Annotated in this window: 1 protein-coding gene, 6 tRNA genes, 8 rRNA genes and 1 pseudogene; 1 reads left to right on the forward strand and 15 read right to left on the reverse strand. The window is 51.0% G+C overall.

Annotated features, from left to right (window positions below; all coding sequences use genetic code 11):
• Positions 1-42 precede the first annotated feature (42 nt).
• Positions 43-1,479 (reverse strand): SulP family inorganic anion transporter, encoded by a 1,437-nt coding sequence (locus PUN35_RS13855; RefSeq protein WP_014478635.1) that lies wholly within the window; start codon positions 1,477-1,479, stop codon positions 43-45.
• A gap of 314 nt (positions 1,480-1,793) precedes the next feature.
• Here PUN35_RS13855 and PUN35_RS13860 point away from each other — a divergent pair.
• A pseudogene (locus PUN35_RS13860) lies at positions 1,794-2,026 on the forward strand (MFS transporter); the annotation flags it as partial.
• A 37-nt stretch (positions 2,027-2,063) separates the two neighbouring features.
• Here PUN35_RS13860 and rrf (PUN35_RS13865) read toward each other — a convergent pair.
• From rrf (PUN35_RS13865) to PUN35_RS13930, 14 genes are all read right to left on the reverse strand, one after another.
• Positions 2,064-2,179, reverse strand: a 5S ribosomal RNA gene (gene rrf / locus PUN35_RS13865).
• Positions 2,180-2,234: 55 nt separating this feature from the next.
• Positions 2,235-5,162 (reverse strand): 23S ribosomal RNA (locus PUN35_RS13870).
• 170 nt (positions 5,163-5,332) lie between these two features.
• Positions 5,333-6,882, reverse strand: a 16S ribosomal RNA gene (locus PUN35_RS13875).
• Positions 6,883-7,069: 187 nt separating this feature from the next.
• Positions 7,070-7,185, reverse strand: a 5S ribosomal RNA gene (gene rrf / locus PUN35_RS13880).
• 55 nt (positions 7,186-7,240) lie between these two features.
• A 23S ribosomal RNA gene (locus PUN35_RS13885) occupies positions 7,241-10,168 on the reverse strand.
• A 170-nt stretch (positions 10,169-10,338) separates the two neighbouring features.
• Positions 10,339-11,888, reverse strand: a 16S ribosomal RNA gene (locus PUN35_RS13890).
• A 173-nt stretch (positions 11,889-12,061) separates the two neighbouring features.
• A tRNA-Ala gene (locus PUN35_RS13895) sits at positions 12,062-12,137 on the reverse strand.
• Between the two features lie 8 nt (positions 12,138-12,145).
• Positions 12,146-12,222, reverse strand: a tRNA-Pro gene (locus PUN35_RS13900).
• A gap of 27 nt (positions 12,223-12,249) precedes the next feature.
• A tRNA-Arg gene (locus PUN35_RS13905) sits at positions 12,250-12,326 on the reverse strand.
• Positions 12,327-12,357: 31 nt separating this feature from the next.
• Positions 12,358-12,432: transfer RNA gene (locus tag PUN35_RS13910), tRNA-Gly, on the reverse strand.
• A gap of 60 nt (positions 12,433-12,492) precedes the next feature.
• Positions 12,493-12,565 (reverse strand) — tRNA-Thr (locus PUN35_RS13915).
• Positions 12,566-12,567: 2 nt separating this feature from the next.
• Positions 12,568-12,642, reverse strand: a tRNA-Asn gene (locus PUN35_RS13920).
• Positions 12,643-12,686: 44 nt separating this feature from the next.
• Positions 12,687-12,802, reverse strand: a 5S ribosomal RNA gene (gene rrf / locus PUN35_RS13925).
• Between the two features lie 55 nt (positions 12,803-12,857).
• A 23S ribosomal RNA gene (locus PUN35_RS13930) occupies positions 12,858-15,785 on the reverse strand.
• Together the 16S, 23S and 5S rRNA genes with 6 tRNA genes alongside form the textbook arrangement of a ribosomal RNA operon.
• Between the last annotated feature and the right edge of the window lie 130 nt (positions 15,786-15,915).

Here is a 15,915-nt window from a genome sequence, read left to right on the forward strand (position 1 = left end):
ATATAAAAAAGCCCAGATCTCATTCATCTGGGCTTCTCTATTTTATGCCATCTGTTTCATTAGAGATTTACTCGCTTTATTCAAACCTTTTAACTCAGCTTCAATGCCTTGTTCCTTGAACTTCGCAACAATCTTATCAAGTGCGGCCGCACCAGAATCGTCCCATACGTGAGCTTCAGTTAAGTCAATCACAACCCGCTCAATATCCTCTTGATATATAAACGCATTCGTAAGATCAGTCACTGACGCAAAAAAGATTTGCCCCTTCACTTGATACGTTCTAAGCTTTTGATCCTCTGCATGAGAAACGATTTTCAGCTTCGAGATTTTTGCCACAAAGAACACGGCACTTAAAAGAACACCGACAAATACACCCTTAGATAAGTCATCCGTCACAACAACCGTAACCACAGTCACAACCATGACAATCGAGTCCGTGAGCGGCGCTTTTTTGAGACCTTTTAAGGAAGACCAATCAAAAGTGCCGACAGACACCATAACCATTACAGCTACTAACGCCGCCATTGGGATTTTCACCACGACATGACTTAACACCGCAATTAAAAACATCAGAAAAGCACCGGCAACAAATGCTGACAAACGTCCGCGACCGCCCGCTTTTGTATTAATGACAGATTGTCCGATCATAGCGCAGCCTGCCATTCCGCCAAAGAATCCAGTCACGATATTCGCAATTCCCTGTCCGCGGCTCTCTTTATTTTTATCACTGTCCGTATCCGTCATCTCATCAATAATCTGTGCTGTCAGCAAAGATTCAAGCAACCCGACAAACGCTAAAGCAATTGAATAAGGAAAAATAATTTGCAGTGTTTCAAAGGTAAACGGAACATCAGGGATTAAGAAATGAGGCAATGAACTAGAAATATTGCCCATATCACCAACCGTCCGCACATCCACATGGAAAGTGACCGCAATTATTGTCATCACAATAATCGCCACAAGCGGAGACGGAACAGCAGTCGTAAATCTCGGCAGCACATAAATAATAACCAACGACCCGGCAAGCATCGCATACATGCTCCAAGAAGCACCTTCAAACTGGGGAAGCTGCGCTGAGAAGATAAGGATCGCCAGCGCATTCACAAACCCGATCATCACAGAACGCGGGATGAATTTCATTAATCTTGCAATTTTACTGATACCTAAAATCACCTGAATAATACCTGTCAAAATCGTAGCCGCAAATAAATACTGAAGCCCATGATCAGCAACCAGCGACACCATAACGACTGCCATTGAGCCTGTCGCAGCTGAAATCATGCCAGGTCTGCCGCCAAAAATAGAAATAATAATGGCTATACAAAATGACGCATAAAGACCGACCATCGGATCCACACCGGCTATAATAGAAAAGCCAATCGCTTCAGGAATTAATGCTAACGCAACTAAAATGCCAGCAAGAATGTCTTTTCGGATATTGCCGAACCATTGCTGTTTTAATGTAAAACTATCATTCAAATATAACGACTCCTTTTTAGTAAAAATTTATCCGCACCATATCTATTGTATTGGGAGCTTTTTTTATTTTACGGGAGAAAATGAAAAGAAAAACGACCGGAGAAAACGGGGAAACGTTGAGTATATTGTATTGAGGCAAGGAGTTGTCATACAAAGAGTATCATAATAAATTTTTATCAATTACGCAAGATGAATGCTGAAGAAAAAAATGGCTCAAATATATAGTCTGAGACATTTTATCATATCCGGATGAAACCAAGAATCGTTTTAATGACAGTAATATCTTTTCTCCCATTTGGCAACCCGAGCCGGTTTCCGAACAAACGACAGGCATGCTGCTCGCTACCAATGGATTGGCGGCTCTATCCTGCCAATCGCAGTCGGATGGAGTCTGGATGAGTCTCCCGTACAACCTGCATTTTGATTATTTATGACTCTCATGTTGATCATGCTGGTGATTGTATTGGGATTCAAAAATATTAGAAAACTTAAAAAGCAGAAGCTTGATAAAATGGATACTGACGAAAGCAAATCGGCACAGATATAAAATAAAAAACCCAGCTCATTGAGCTGGGTTTAAGCTTGCTTGGCGGCGTCCTACTCTCACAGGGGGAAACCCCCGACTACCATCGGCGCTGAAGAGCTTAACTTCCGTGTTCGGTATGGGAACGGGTGTGACCTCTTCGCTATCGCCACCAAACAAATTGAGAGTGTTCTCTCAAAACTAGATAACAGGTGTGACATCATTCAAAAATATGGTTAAGTCCTCGATCGATTAGTATCTGTCAGCTCCATGTGTCGCCACACTTCCACCTCAGACCTATCAACCTGATCATCTTTCAGGGATCTTACTTCCTTGCGGAATGGGAAATCTCATCTTGAGGGGGGCTTCATGCTTAGATGCTTTCAGCACTTATCCCGTCCGCACATAGCTACCCAGCGATGCCCTTGGCAGAACAACTGGTACACCAGCGGTGCGTCCATCCCGGTCCTCTCGTACTAAGGACAGCTCCTCTCAAATTTCCTGCGCCCGCGACGGATAGGGACCGAACTGTCTCACGACGTTCTGAACCCAGCTCGCGTACCGCTTTAATGGGCGAACAGCCCAACCCTTGGGACCGACTACAGCCCCAGGATGCGATGAGCCGACATCGAGGTGCCAAACCTCCCCGTCGATGTGGACTCTTGGGGGAGATAAGCCTGTTATCCCCGGGGTAGCTTTTATCCGTTGAGCGATGGCCCTTCCATGCGGAACCACCGGATCACTAAGCCCGACTTTCGTCCCTGCTCGACTTGTAGGTCTCGCAGTCAAGCTCCCTTGTGCCTTTACACTCTGCGAATGATTTCCAACCATTCTGAGGGAACCTTTGGGCGCCTCCGTTACCTTTTAGGAGGCGACCGCCCCAGTCAAACTGCCCACCTGACACTGTCTCCCCGCCCGATAAGGGCGGCGGGTTAGAAGGTCAATACAGCCAGGGTAGTATCCCACCGATGCCTCCACCGAAGCTGGCGCTCCGGTTTCCAAGGCTCCTACCTATCCTGTACAAGCTGTACCAACATTCAATATCAGGCTGCAGTAAAGCTCCACGGGGTCTTTCCGTCCTGTCGCGGGTAACCTGCATCTTCACAGGTACTATAATTTCACCGAGTCTCTCGTTGAGACAGTGCCCAGATCGTTGCGCCTTTCGTGCGGGTCGGAACTTACCCGACAAGGAATTTCGCTACCTTAGGACCGTTATAGTTACGGCCGCCGTTTACTGGGGCTTCAATTCGCACCTTCGCTTACGCTAAGCGCTCCTCTTAACCTTCCAGCACCGGGCAGGCGTCAGCCCCTATACTTCGCCTTACGGCTTCGCAGAGACCTGTGTTTTTGCTAAACAGTCGCCTGGGCCTATTCACTGCGGCTCTCTCGGGCTTGCACCCTAACAGAGCACCCCTTCTCCCGAAGTTACGGGGTCATTTTGCCGAGTTCCTTAACGAGAGTTCTCTCGATCACCTTAGGATTCTCTCCTCGCCTACCTGTGTCGGTTTGCGGTACGGGCACCTCTCACCTCGCTAGAGGCTTTTCTTGGCAGTGTGGAATCAGGAACTTCGCTACTATATTTCGCTCGCCATCACAGCTCAGCCTTATGGGAAACGGATTTGCCTATTTCCCAGCCTAACTGCTTGGACGCGGATATCCAATACCGCGCTTACCCTATCCTCCTGCGTCCCCCCATTGCTCAAATGGTGAGGAGGTGGTACAGGAATATCAACCTGTTGTCCATCGCCTACGCCTTTCGGCCTCGGCTTAGGTCCCGACTAACCCTGAGCGGACGAGCCTTCCTCAGGAAACCTTAGGCATTCGGTGGAGGGGATTCTCACCCCTCTTTCGCTACTCATACCGGCATTCTCACTTCTAAGCGCTCCACCAGTCCTTCCGGTCTGGCTTCACAGCCCTTAGAACGCTCTCCTACCACTGTTCGAAGAACAGTCCGCAGCTTCGGTGATACGTTTAGCCCCGGTACATTTTCGGCGCAGAGTCACTCGACCAGTGAGCTATTACGCACTCTTTAAATGGTGGCTGCTTCTAAGCCAACATCCTGGTTGTCTAAGCAACTCCACATCCTTTTCCACTTAACGTATACTTTGGGACCTTAGCTGGCGGTCTGGGCTGTTTCCCTTTCGACTACGGATCTTATCACTCGCAGTCTGACTCCCAAGGATAAGTCATTGGCATTCGGAGTTTGACTGAATTCGGTAACCCGGTAGGGGCCCCTAGTCCAATCAGTGCTCTACCTCCAAGACTCTTACCTTGAGGCTAGCCCTAAAGCTATTTCGGAGAGAACCAGCTATCTCCAGGTTCGATTGGCATTTCACCCCTACCCACACCTCATCCCCGCACTTTTCAACGTGCGTGGGTTCGGGCCTCCATTCAGTGTTACCTGAACTTCACCCTGGACATGGGTAGATCACCTGGTTTCGGGTCTACGACCACGTACTCATGCGCCCTATTCAGACTCGCTTTCGCTGCGGCTCCGCATCTTCTGCTTAACCTTGCACGGGATCGTAACTCGCCGGTTCATTCTACAAAAGGCACGCCATCACCCGTTAACGGGCTCTGACTACTTGTAGGCACACGGTTTCAGGATCTCTTTCACTCCCCTTCCGGGGTGCTTTTCACCTTTCCCTCACGGTACTGGTTCACTATCGGTCACTAGGGAGTATTTAGCCTTGGGAGATGGTCCTCCCGGATTCCGACGGAATTTCACGTGTTCCGCCGTACTCAGGATCCACTCAGGAGAGAACGAAGTTTTGACTACAGGGCTGTTACCTCCTATGGCGGGCCTTTCCAGACCTCTTCATCTACCTCGTTCTTTTGTAACTCCGTACAGAGTGTCCTACAACCCCAAGAGGCAAGCCTCTTGGTTTGGGCTAATCCCGTTTCGCTCGCCGCTACTCAGGGAATCGCATTTGCTTTCTCTTCCTCCGGGTACTTAGATGTTTCAGTTCCCCGGGTCTGCCTTCTCATATCCTATGAATTCAGATATGGATACCACTCCATTACGAGCGGTGGGTTTCCCCATTCGGAAATCTCCGGATCAAAGCTTGCTTACAGCTCCCCGAAGCATATCGGTGTTCGTCCCGTCCTTCATCGGCTCCTAGTGCCAAGGCATCCACCGTGCGCCCTTTCTAACTTAACCGTTAAAAAGAATCACTATGTGATATCTTGTGTTACTAATTGAATGTGATGTCTACTGTTATCTAGTTTTCAAAGAACACGTTTCGAAGGAATGATCCTTCAAAACTAAACAAGACAGGGAACGTTCTGTTTATAAGACCCAAGGTCTTATATTCCGTATAATATCCTTAGAAAGGAGGTGATCCAGCCGCACCTTCCGATACGGCTACCTTGTTACGACTTCACCCCAATCATCTGTCCCACCTTCGGCGGCTGGCTCCTAAAAGGTTACCTCACCGACTTCGGGTGTTACAAACTCTCGTGGTGTGACGGGCGGTGTGTACAAGGCCCGGGAACGTATTCACCGCGGCATGCTGATCCGCGATTACTAGCGATTCCAGCTTCACGCAGTCGAGTTGCAGACTGCGATCCGAACTGAGAACAGATTTGTGGGATTGGCTTAACCTCGCGGTTTCGCTGCCCTTTGTTCTGTCCATTGTAGCACGTGTGTAGCCCAGGTCATAAGGGGCATGATGATTTGACGTCATCCCCACCTTCCTCCGGTTTGTCACCGGCAGTCACCTTAGAGTGCCCAACTGAATGCTGGCAACTAAGATCAAGGGTTGCGCTCGTTGCGGGACTTAACCCAACATCTCACGACACGAGCTGACGACAACCATGCACCACCTGTCACTCTGCCCCCGAAGGGGACGTCCTATCTCTAGGATTGTCAGAGGATGTCAAGACCTGGTAAGGTTCTTCGCGTTGCTTCGAATTAAACCACATGCTCCACCGCTTGTGCGGGCCCCCGTCAATTCCTTTGAGTTTCAGTCTTGCGACCGTACTCCCCAGGCGGAGTGCTTAATGCGTTAGCTGCAGCACTAAGGGGCGGAAACCCCCTAACACTTAGCACTCATCGTTTACGGCGTGGACTACCAGGGTATCTAATCCTGTTCGCTCCCCACGCTTTCGCTCCTCAGCGTCAGTTACAGACCAGAGAGTCGCCTTCGCCACTGGTGTTCCTCCACATCTCTACGCATTTCACCGCTACACGTGGAATTCCACTCTCCTCTTCTGCACTCAAGTTCCCCAGTTTCCAATGACCCTCCCCGGTTGAGCCGGGGGCTTTCACATCAGACTTAAGAAACCGCCTGCGAGCCCTTTACGCCCAATAATTCCGGACAACGCTTGCCACCTACGTATTACCGCGGCTGCTGGCACGTAGTTAGCCGTGGCTTTCTGGTTAGGTACCGTCAAGGTACCGCCCTATTCGAACGGTACTTGTTCTTCCCTAACAACAGAGCTTTACAATCCGAAAACCTTCATCACTCACGCGGCGTTGCTCCGTCAGACTTTCGTCCATTGCGGAAGATTCCCTACTGCTGCCTCCCGTAGGAGTCTGGGCCGTGTCTCAGTCCCAGTGTGGCCGATCACCCTCTCAGGTCGGCTACGCATCGTTGCCTTGGTGAGCCGTTACCTCACCAACTAGCTAATGCGCCGCGGGTCCATCTGTAAGTGGTAGCCGAAGCCACCTTTTATGTTTGAACCATGCGGTTCAAACAACCATCCGGTATTAGCCCCGGTTTCCCGGAGTTATCCCAGTCTTACAGGCAGGTTACCCACGTGTTACTCACCCGTCCGCCGCTAACATCAGGGAGCAAGCTCCCATCTGTCCGCTCGACTTGCATGTATTAGGCACGCCGCCAGCGTTCGTCCTGAGCCAGGATCAAACTCTCCGATAAAGTAGTTTGACTGACTACGCACATCGCTGTGCGATTTTTTAAAAACTGAATTAACAGGTACGTTTTGTCTTGTTTAGTTTTCAAAGATCATTTTGTTTGTCCACTTTGTTAAAGTAACTTTATTAGTATACAACGTCACTTCTTCAAAGTCAACAACTTTTTAAAAAAATTACACTAACGTGCAATTGCTTGGCGGCGTCCTACTCTCACAGGGGGAAACCCCCGACTACCATCGGCGCTGAAGAGCTTAACTTCCGTGTTCGGTATGGGAACGGGTGTGACCTCTTCGCTATCGCCACCAAACAAATTGAGAGTGTTCTCTCAAAACTAGATAACAGGTGTGACATCATTCAAAAATATGGTTAAGTCCTCGATCGATTAGTATCTGTCAGCTCCATGTGTCGCCACACTTCCACCTCAGACCTATCAACCTGATCATCTTTCAGGGATCTTACTTCCTTGCGGAATGGGAAATCTCATCTTGAGGGGGGCTTCATGCTTAGATGCTTTCAGCACTTATCCCGTCCGCACATAGCTACCCAGCGATGCCCTTGGCAGAACAACTGGTACACCAGCGGTGCGTCCATCCCGGTCCTCTCGTACTAAGGACAGCTCCTCTCAAATTTCCTGCGCCCGCGACGGATAGGGACCGAACTGTCTCACGACGTTCTGAACCCAGCTCGCGTACCGCTTTAATGGGCGAACAGCCCAACCCTTGGGACCGACTACAGCCCCAGGATGCGATGAGCCGACATCGAGGTGCCAAACCTCCCCGTCGATGTGGACTCTTGGGGGAGATAAGCCTGTTATCCCCGGGGTAGCTTTTATCCGTTGAGCGATGGCCCTTCCATGCGGAACCACCGGATCACTAAGCCCGACTTTCGTCCCTGCTCGACTTGTAGGTCTCGCAGTCAAGCTCCCTTGTGCCTTTACACTCTGCGAATGATTTCCAACCATTCTGAGGGAACCTTTGGGCGCCTCCGTTACCTTTTAGGAGGCGACCGCCCCAGTCAAACTGCCCACCTGACACTGTCTCCCCGCCCGATAAGGGCGGCGGGTTAGAAGGTCAATACAGCCAGGGTAGTATCCCACCGATGCCTCCACCGAAGCTGGCGCTCCGGTTTCCAAGGCTCCTACCTATCCTGTACAAGCTGTACCAACATTCAATATCAGGCTGCAGTAAAGCTCCACGGGGTCTTTCCGTCCTGTCGCGGGTAACCTGCATCTTCACAGGTACTATAATTTCACCGAGTCTCTCGTTGAGACAGTGCCCAGATCGTTGCGCCTTTCGTGCGGGTCGGAACTTACCCGACAAGGAATTTCGCTACCTTAGGACCGTTATAGTTACGGCCGCCGTTTACTGGGGCTTCAATTCACACCTTCGCTTACGCTAAGCGCTCCTCTTAACCTTCCAGCACCGGGCAGGCGTCAGCCCCTATACTTCGCCTTACGGCTTCGCAGAGACCTGTGTTTTTGCTAAACAGTCGCCTGGGCCTATTCACTGCGGCTCTCTCGGGCTTGCACCCTAACAGAGCACCCCTTCTCCCGAAGTTACGGGGTCATTTTGCCGAGTTCCTTAACGAGAGTTCTCTCGATCACCTTAGGATTCTCTCCTCGCCTACCTGTGTCGGTTTGCGGTACGGGCACCTCTCACCTCGCTAGAGGCTTTTCTTGGCAGTGTGGAATCAGGAACTTCGCTACTATATTTCGCTCGCCATCACAGCTCAGCCTTATGGGAAACGGATTTGCCTATTTCCCAGCCTAACTGCTTGGACGCGGATATCCAATACCGCGCTTACCCTATCCTCCTGCGTCCCCCCATTGCTCAAATGGTGAGGAGGTGGTACAGGAATATCAACCTGTTGTCCATCGCCTACGCCTTTCGGCCTCGGCTTAGGTCCCGACTAACCCTGAGCGGACGAGCCTTCCTCAGGAAACCTTAGGCATTCGGTGGAGGGGATTCTCACCCCTCTTTCGCTACTCATACCGGCATTCTCACTTCTAAGCGCTCCACCAGTCCTTCCGGTCTGGCTTCACAGCCCTTAGAACGCTCTCCTACCACTGTTCGAAGAACAGTCCGCAGCTTCGGTGATACGTTTAGCCCCGGTACATTTTCGGCGCAGAGTCACTCGACCAGTGAGCTATTACGCACTCTTTAAATGGTGGCTGCTTCTAAGCCAACATCCTGGTTGTCTAAGCAACTCCACATCCTTTTCCACTTAACGTATACTTTGGGACCTTAGCTGGCGGTCTGGGCTGTTTCCCTTTCGACTACGGATCTTATCACTCGCAGTCTGACTCCCAAGGATAAGTCATTGGCATTCGGAGTTTGACTGAATTCGGTAACCCGGTAGGGGCCCCTAGTCCAATCAGTGCTCTACCTCCAAGACTCTTACCTTGAGGCTAGCCCTAAAGCTATTTCGGAGAGAACCAGCTATCTCCAGGTTCGATTGGCATTTCACCCCTACCCACACCTCATCCCCGCACTTTTCAACGTGCGTGGGTTCGGGCCTCCATTCAGTGTTACCTGAACTTCACCCTGGACATGGGTAGATCACCTGGTTTCGGGTCTACGACCACGTACTCATGCGCCCTATTCAGACTCGCTTTCGCTGCGGCTCCGCATCTTCTGCTTAACCTTGCACGGGATCGTAACTCGCCGGTTCATTCTACAAAAGGCACGCCATCACCCGTTAACGGGCTCTGACTACTTGTAGGCACACGGTTTCAGGATCTCTTTCACTCCCCTTCCGGGGTGCTTTTCACCTTTCCCTCACGGTACTGGTTCACTATCGGTCACTAGGGAGTATTTAGCCTTGGGAGATGGTCCTCCCGGATTCCGACGGAATTTCACGTGTTCCGCCGTACTCAGGATCCACTCAGGAGAGAACGAAGTTTTGACTACAGGGCTGTTACCTCCTATGGCGGGCCTTTCCAGACCTCTTCATCTACCTCGTTCTTTTGTAACTCCGTACAGAGTGTCCTACAACCCCAAGAGGCAAGCCTCTTGGTTTGGGCTAATCCCGTTTCGCTCGCCGCTACTCAGGGAATCGCATTTGCTTTCTCTTCCTCCGGGTACTTAGATGTTTCAGTTCCCCGGGTCTGCCTTCTCATATCCTATGAATTCAGATATGGATACCACTCCATTACGAGCGGTGGGTTTCCCCATTCGGAAATCTCCGGATCAAAGCTTGCTTACAGCTCCCCGAAGCATATCGGTGTTCGTCCCGTCCTTCATCGGCTCCTAGTGCCAAGGCATCCACCGTGCGCCCTTTCTAACTTAACCGTTAAAAAGAATCACTATGTGATATCTTGTGTTACTAATTGAATGTGATGTCTACTGTTATCTAGTTTTCAAAGAACACGTTTCGAAGGAATGATCCTTCAAAACTAAACAAGACAGGGAACGTTCTGTTTATAAGACCCAAGGTCTTATATTCCGTATAATATCCTTAGAAAGGAGGTGATCCAGCCGCACCTTCCGATACGGCTACCTTGTTACGACTTCACCCCAATCATCTGTCCCACCTTCGGCGGCTGGCTCCTAAAAGGTTACCTCACCGACTTCGGGTGTTACAAACTCTCGTGGTGTGACGGGCGGTGTGTACAAGGCCCGGGAACGTATTCACCGCGGCATGCTGATCCGCGATTACTAGCGATTCCAGCTTCACGCAGTCGAGTTGCAGACTGCGATCCGAACTGAGAACAGATTTGTGGGATTGGCTTAACCTCGCGGTTTCGCTGCCCTTTGTTCTGTCCATTGTAGCACGTGTGTAGCCCAGGTCATAAGGGGCATGATGATTTGACGTCATCCCCACCTTCCTCCGGTTTGTCACCGGCAGTCACCTTAGAGTGCCCAACTGAATGCTGGCAACTAAGATCAAGGGTTGCGCTCGTTGCGGGACTTAACCCAACATCTCACGACACGAGCTGACGACAACCATGCACCACCTGTCACTCTGCCCCCGAAGGGGACGTCCTATCTCTAGGATTGTCAGAGGATGTCAAGACCTGGTAAGGTTCTTCGCGTTGCTTCGAATTAAACCACATGCTCCACCGCTTGTGCGGGCCCCCGTCAATTCCTTTGAGTTTCAGTCTTGCGACCGTACTCCCCAGGCGGAGTGCTTAATGCGTTAGCTGCAGCACTAAGGGGCGGAAACCCCCTAACACTTAGCACTCATCGTTTACGGCGTGGACTACCAGGGTATCTAATCCTGTTCGCTCCCCACGCTTTCGCTCCTCAGCGTCAGTTACAGACCAGAGAGTCGCCTTCGCCACTGGTGTTCCTCCACATCTCTACGCATTTCACCGCTACACGTGGAATTCCACTCTCCTCTTCTGCACTCAAGTTCCCCAGTTTCCAATGACCCTCCCCGGTTGAGCCGGGGGCTTTCACATCAGACTTAAGAAACCGCCTGCGAGCCCTTTACGCCCAATAATTCCGGACAACGCTTGCCACCTACGTATTACCGCGGCTGCTGGCACGTAGTTAGCCGTGGCTTTCTGGTTAGGTACCGTCAAGGTACCGCCCTATTCGAACGGTACTTGTTCTTCCCTAACAACAGAGCTTTACGATCCGAAAACCTTCATCACTCACGCGGCGTTGCTCCGTCAGACTTTCGTCCATTGCGGAAGATTCCCTACTGCTGCCTCCCGTAGGAGTCTGGGCCGTGTCTCAGTCCCAGTGTGGCCGATCACCCTCTCAGGTCGGCTACGCATCGTCGCCTTGGTGAGCCGTTACCTCACCAACTAGCTAATGCGCCGCGGGTCCATCTGTAAGTGGTAGCCGAAGCCACCTTTTATGTTTGAACCATGCGGTTCAAACAACCATCCGGTATTAGCCCCGGTTTCCCGGAGTTATCCCAGTCTTACAGGCAGGTTACCCACGTGTTACTCACCCGTCCGCCGCTAACATCAGGGAGCAAGCTCCCATCTGTCCGCTCGACTTGCATGTATTAGGCACGCCGCCAGCGTTCGTCCTGAGCCAGGATCAAACTCTCCGATAAAGTAGTTTGACTGACTACGCACATCGCTGTGCGATTTTTAAAAACTGAATTAACAGGTACGTTTTGTCTTGTTTAGTTTTCAAAGATCATTTTGTTTGTCCGCTTTGTTAAAGCAACTTTATTAGTATACAACGTCACTTCTTCAAAGTCAACAACTTTTTTAAAAAAACTTTTGGTGGAGCCTAGCGGGATCGAACCGCTGACCTCCTGCGTGCAAAGCAGGCGCTCTCCCAGCTGAGCTAAGGCCCCATAAAAAATGGTCGGGAAGACAGGATTCGAACCTGCGACCCCATGGTCCCAAACCATGTGCTCTACCAAGCTGAGCTACTTCCCGATTCCCTATCTATTCTATTAAAAGATATGGCGCGCCCGAGAGGAGTCGAACCCCTAACCTTTTGATCCGTAGTCAAACGCTCTATCCAATTGAGCTACGGGCGCAATTCAATTTACAATATCCCGTTAGGATAAATGGAGCGGAAGACGGGATTCGAACCCGCGACCCCCACCTTGGCAAGGTGGTGTTCTACCACTGAACTACTTCCGCATATCGCAATAAAAAAAGCTTTCTCCTTATGAGAAACCTTGGTAATAATACATTTAATAAAGCTTCCAAGCGGGCTCGAACCGCTGACCTCTTCCTTACCATGGAAGTGCTCTACCTGCTGAGCTATGGAAGCAATGGCTCCGCAGGTAGGATTCGAACCTACGACCGATCGGTTAACAGCCGATAGCTCTACCACTGAGCTACTGCGGAATAATATAAAGCTTCATAAACAAACATGGTAGAATTAATAAACTGCTTGGCGGCGTCCTACTCTCACAGGGGGAAACCCCCGACTACCATCGGCGCTGAAGAGCTTAACTTCCGTGTTCGGTATGGGAACGGGTGTGACCTCTTCGCTATCGCCACCAAACAAATTGAGAGTGTTCTCTCAAAACTAGATAACAGGTGTGACATCATTCAAAAATATGGTTAAGTCCTCGATCGATTAGTATCTGTCAGCTCCATGTGTCGCCACACTTCCACCTCAGACCTATCAACCTGATCATCTTTCAGGGATCTTACTTCCTTGCGGAATGGGAAATCTCATCTTGAGGGGGGCTTCATGCTTAGATGCTTTCAGCACTTATCCCGTCCGCACATAGCTACCCAGCGATGCCCTTGGCAGAACAACTGGTACACCAGCGGTGCGTCCATCCCGGTCCTCTCGTACTAAGGACAGCTCCTCTCAAATTTCCTGCGCCCGCGACGGATAGGGACCGAACTGTCTCACGACGTTCTGAACCCAGCTCGCGTACCGCTTTAATGGGCGAACAGCCCAACCCTTGGGACCGACTACAGCCCCAGGATGCGATGAGCCGACATCGAGGTGCCAAACCTCCCCGTCGATGTGGACTCTTGGGGGAGATAAGCCTGTTATCCCCGGGGTAGCTTTTATCCGTTGAGCGATGGCCCTTCCATGCGGAACCACCGGATCACTAAGCCCGACTTTCGTCCCTGCTCGACTTGTAGGTCTCGCAGTCAAGCTCCCTTGTGCCTTTACACTCTGCGAATGATTTCCAACCATTCTGAGGGAACCTTTGGGCGCCTCCGTTACCTTTTAGGAGGCGACCGCCCCAGTCAAACTGCCCACCTGACACTGTCTCCCCGCCCGATAAGGGCGGCGGGTTAGAAGGTCAATACAGCCAGGGTAGTATCCCACCGATGCCTCCACCGAAGCTGGCGCTCCGGTTTCCAAGGCTCCTACCTATCCTGTACAAGCTGTACCAACATTCAATATCAGGCTGCAGTAAAGCTCCACGGGGTCTTTCCGTCCTGTCGCGGGTAACCTGCATCTTCACAGGTACTATAATTTCACCGAGTCTCTCGTTGAGACAGTGCCCAGATCGTTGCGCCTTTCGTGCGGGTCGGAACTTACCCGACAAGGAATTTCGCTACCTTAGGACCGTTATAGTTACGGCCGCCGTTTACTGGGGCTTCAATTCGCACCTTCGCTTACGCTAAGCGCTCCTCTTAACCTTCCAGCACCGGGCAGGCGTCAGCCCCTATACTTCGCCTTACGGCTTCGCAGAGACCTGTGTTTTTGCTAAACAGTCGCCTGGGCCTATTCACTGCGGCTCTCTCGGGCTTGCACCCTAACAGAGCACCCCTTCTCCCGAAGTTACGGGGTCATTTTGCCGAGTTCCTTAACGAGAGTTCTCTCGATCACCTTAGGATTCTCTCCTCGCCTACCTGTGTCGGTTTGCGGTACGGGCACCTCTCACCTCGCTAGAGGCTTTTCTTGGCAGTGTGGAATCAGGAACTTCGCTACTATATTTCGCTCGCCATCACAGCTCAGCCTTATGGGAAACGGATTTGCCTATTTCCCAGCCTAACTGCTTGGACGCGGATATCCAATACCGCGCTTACCCTATCCTCCTGCGTCCCCCCATTGCTCAAATGGTGAGGAGGTGGTACAGGAATATCAACCTGTTGTCCATCGCCTACGCCTTTCGGCCTCGGCTTAGGTCCCGACTAACCCTGAGCGGACGAGCCTTCCTCAGGAAACCTTAGGCATTCGGTGGAGGGGATTCTCACCCCTCTTTCGCTACTCATACCGGCATTCTCACTTCTAAGCGCTCCACCAGTCCTTCCGGTCTGGCTTCACAGCCCTTAGAACGCTCTCCTACCACTGTTCGAAGAACAGTCCGCAGCTTCGGTGATACGTTTAGCCCCGGTACATTTTCGGCGCAGAGTCACTCGACCAGTGAGCTATTACGCACTCTTTAAATGGTGGCTGCTTCTAAGCCAACATCCTGGTTGTCTAAGCAACTCCACATCCTTTTCCACTTAACGTATACTTTGGGACCTTAGCTGGCGGTCTGGGCTGTTTCCCTTTCGACTACGGATCTTATCACTCGCAGTCTGACTCCCAAGGATAAGTCATTGGCATTCGGAGTTTGACTGAATTCGGTAACCCGGTAGGGGCCCCTAGTCCAATCAGTGCTCTACCTCCAAGACTCTTACCTTGAGGCTAGCCCTAAAGCTATTTCGGAGAGAACCAGCTATCTCCAGGTTCGATTGGCATTTCACCCCTACCCACACCTCATCCCCGCACTTTTCAACGTGCGTGGGTTCGGGCCTCCATTCAGTGTTACCTGAACTTCACCCTGGACATGGGTAGATCACCTGGTTTCGGGTCTACGACCACGTACTCATGCGCCCTATTCAGACTCGCTTTCGCTGCGGCTCCGCATCTTCTGCTTAACCTTGCACGGGATCGTAACTCGCCGGTTCATTCTACAAAAGGCACGCCATCACCCGTTAACGGGCTCTGACTACTTGTAGGCACACGGTTTCAGGATCTCTTTCACTCCCCTTCCGGGGTGCTTTTCACCTTTCCCTCACGGTACTGGTTCACTATCGGTCACTAGGGAGTATTTAGCCTTGGGAGATGGTCCTCCCGGATTCCGACGGAATTTCACGTGTTCCGCCGTACTCAGGATCCACTCAGGAGAGAACGAAGTTTTGACTACAGGGCTGTTACCTCCTATGGCGGGCCTTTCCAGACCTCTTCATCTACCTCGTTCTTTTGTAACTCCGTACAGAGTGTCCTACAACCCCAAGAGGCAAGCCTCTTGGTTTGGGCTAATCCCGTTTCGCTCGCCGCTACTCAGGGAATCGCATTTGCTTTCTCTTCCTCCGGGTACTTAGATGTTTCAGTTCCCCGGGTCTGCCTTCTCATATCCTATGAATTCAGATATGGATACCACTCCATTACGAGCGGTGGGTTTCCCCATTCGGAAATCTCCGGATCAAAGCTTGCTTACAGCTCCCCGAAGCATATCGGTGTTCGTCCCGTCCTTCATCGGCTCCTAGTGCCAAGGCATCCACCGTGCGCCCTTTCTAACTTAACCGTTAAAAAGAATCACTATGTGATATCTTGTGTTACTAATTGAATGTGATGTCTACTGTTATCTAGTTTTCAAAGAACACGTTTCGAAGGAATGATCCTTCAAAACTAAACAAGACAGGGAACGTTCTGTT

It is taken from the genome of Bacillus sp. N3378-2at (genome assembly GCF_033412715.1).
Lineage (GTDB): Bacteria > Bacillota > Bacilli > Bacillales > Bacillaceae > Bacillus > Bacillus subtilis.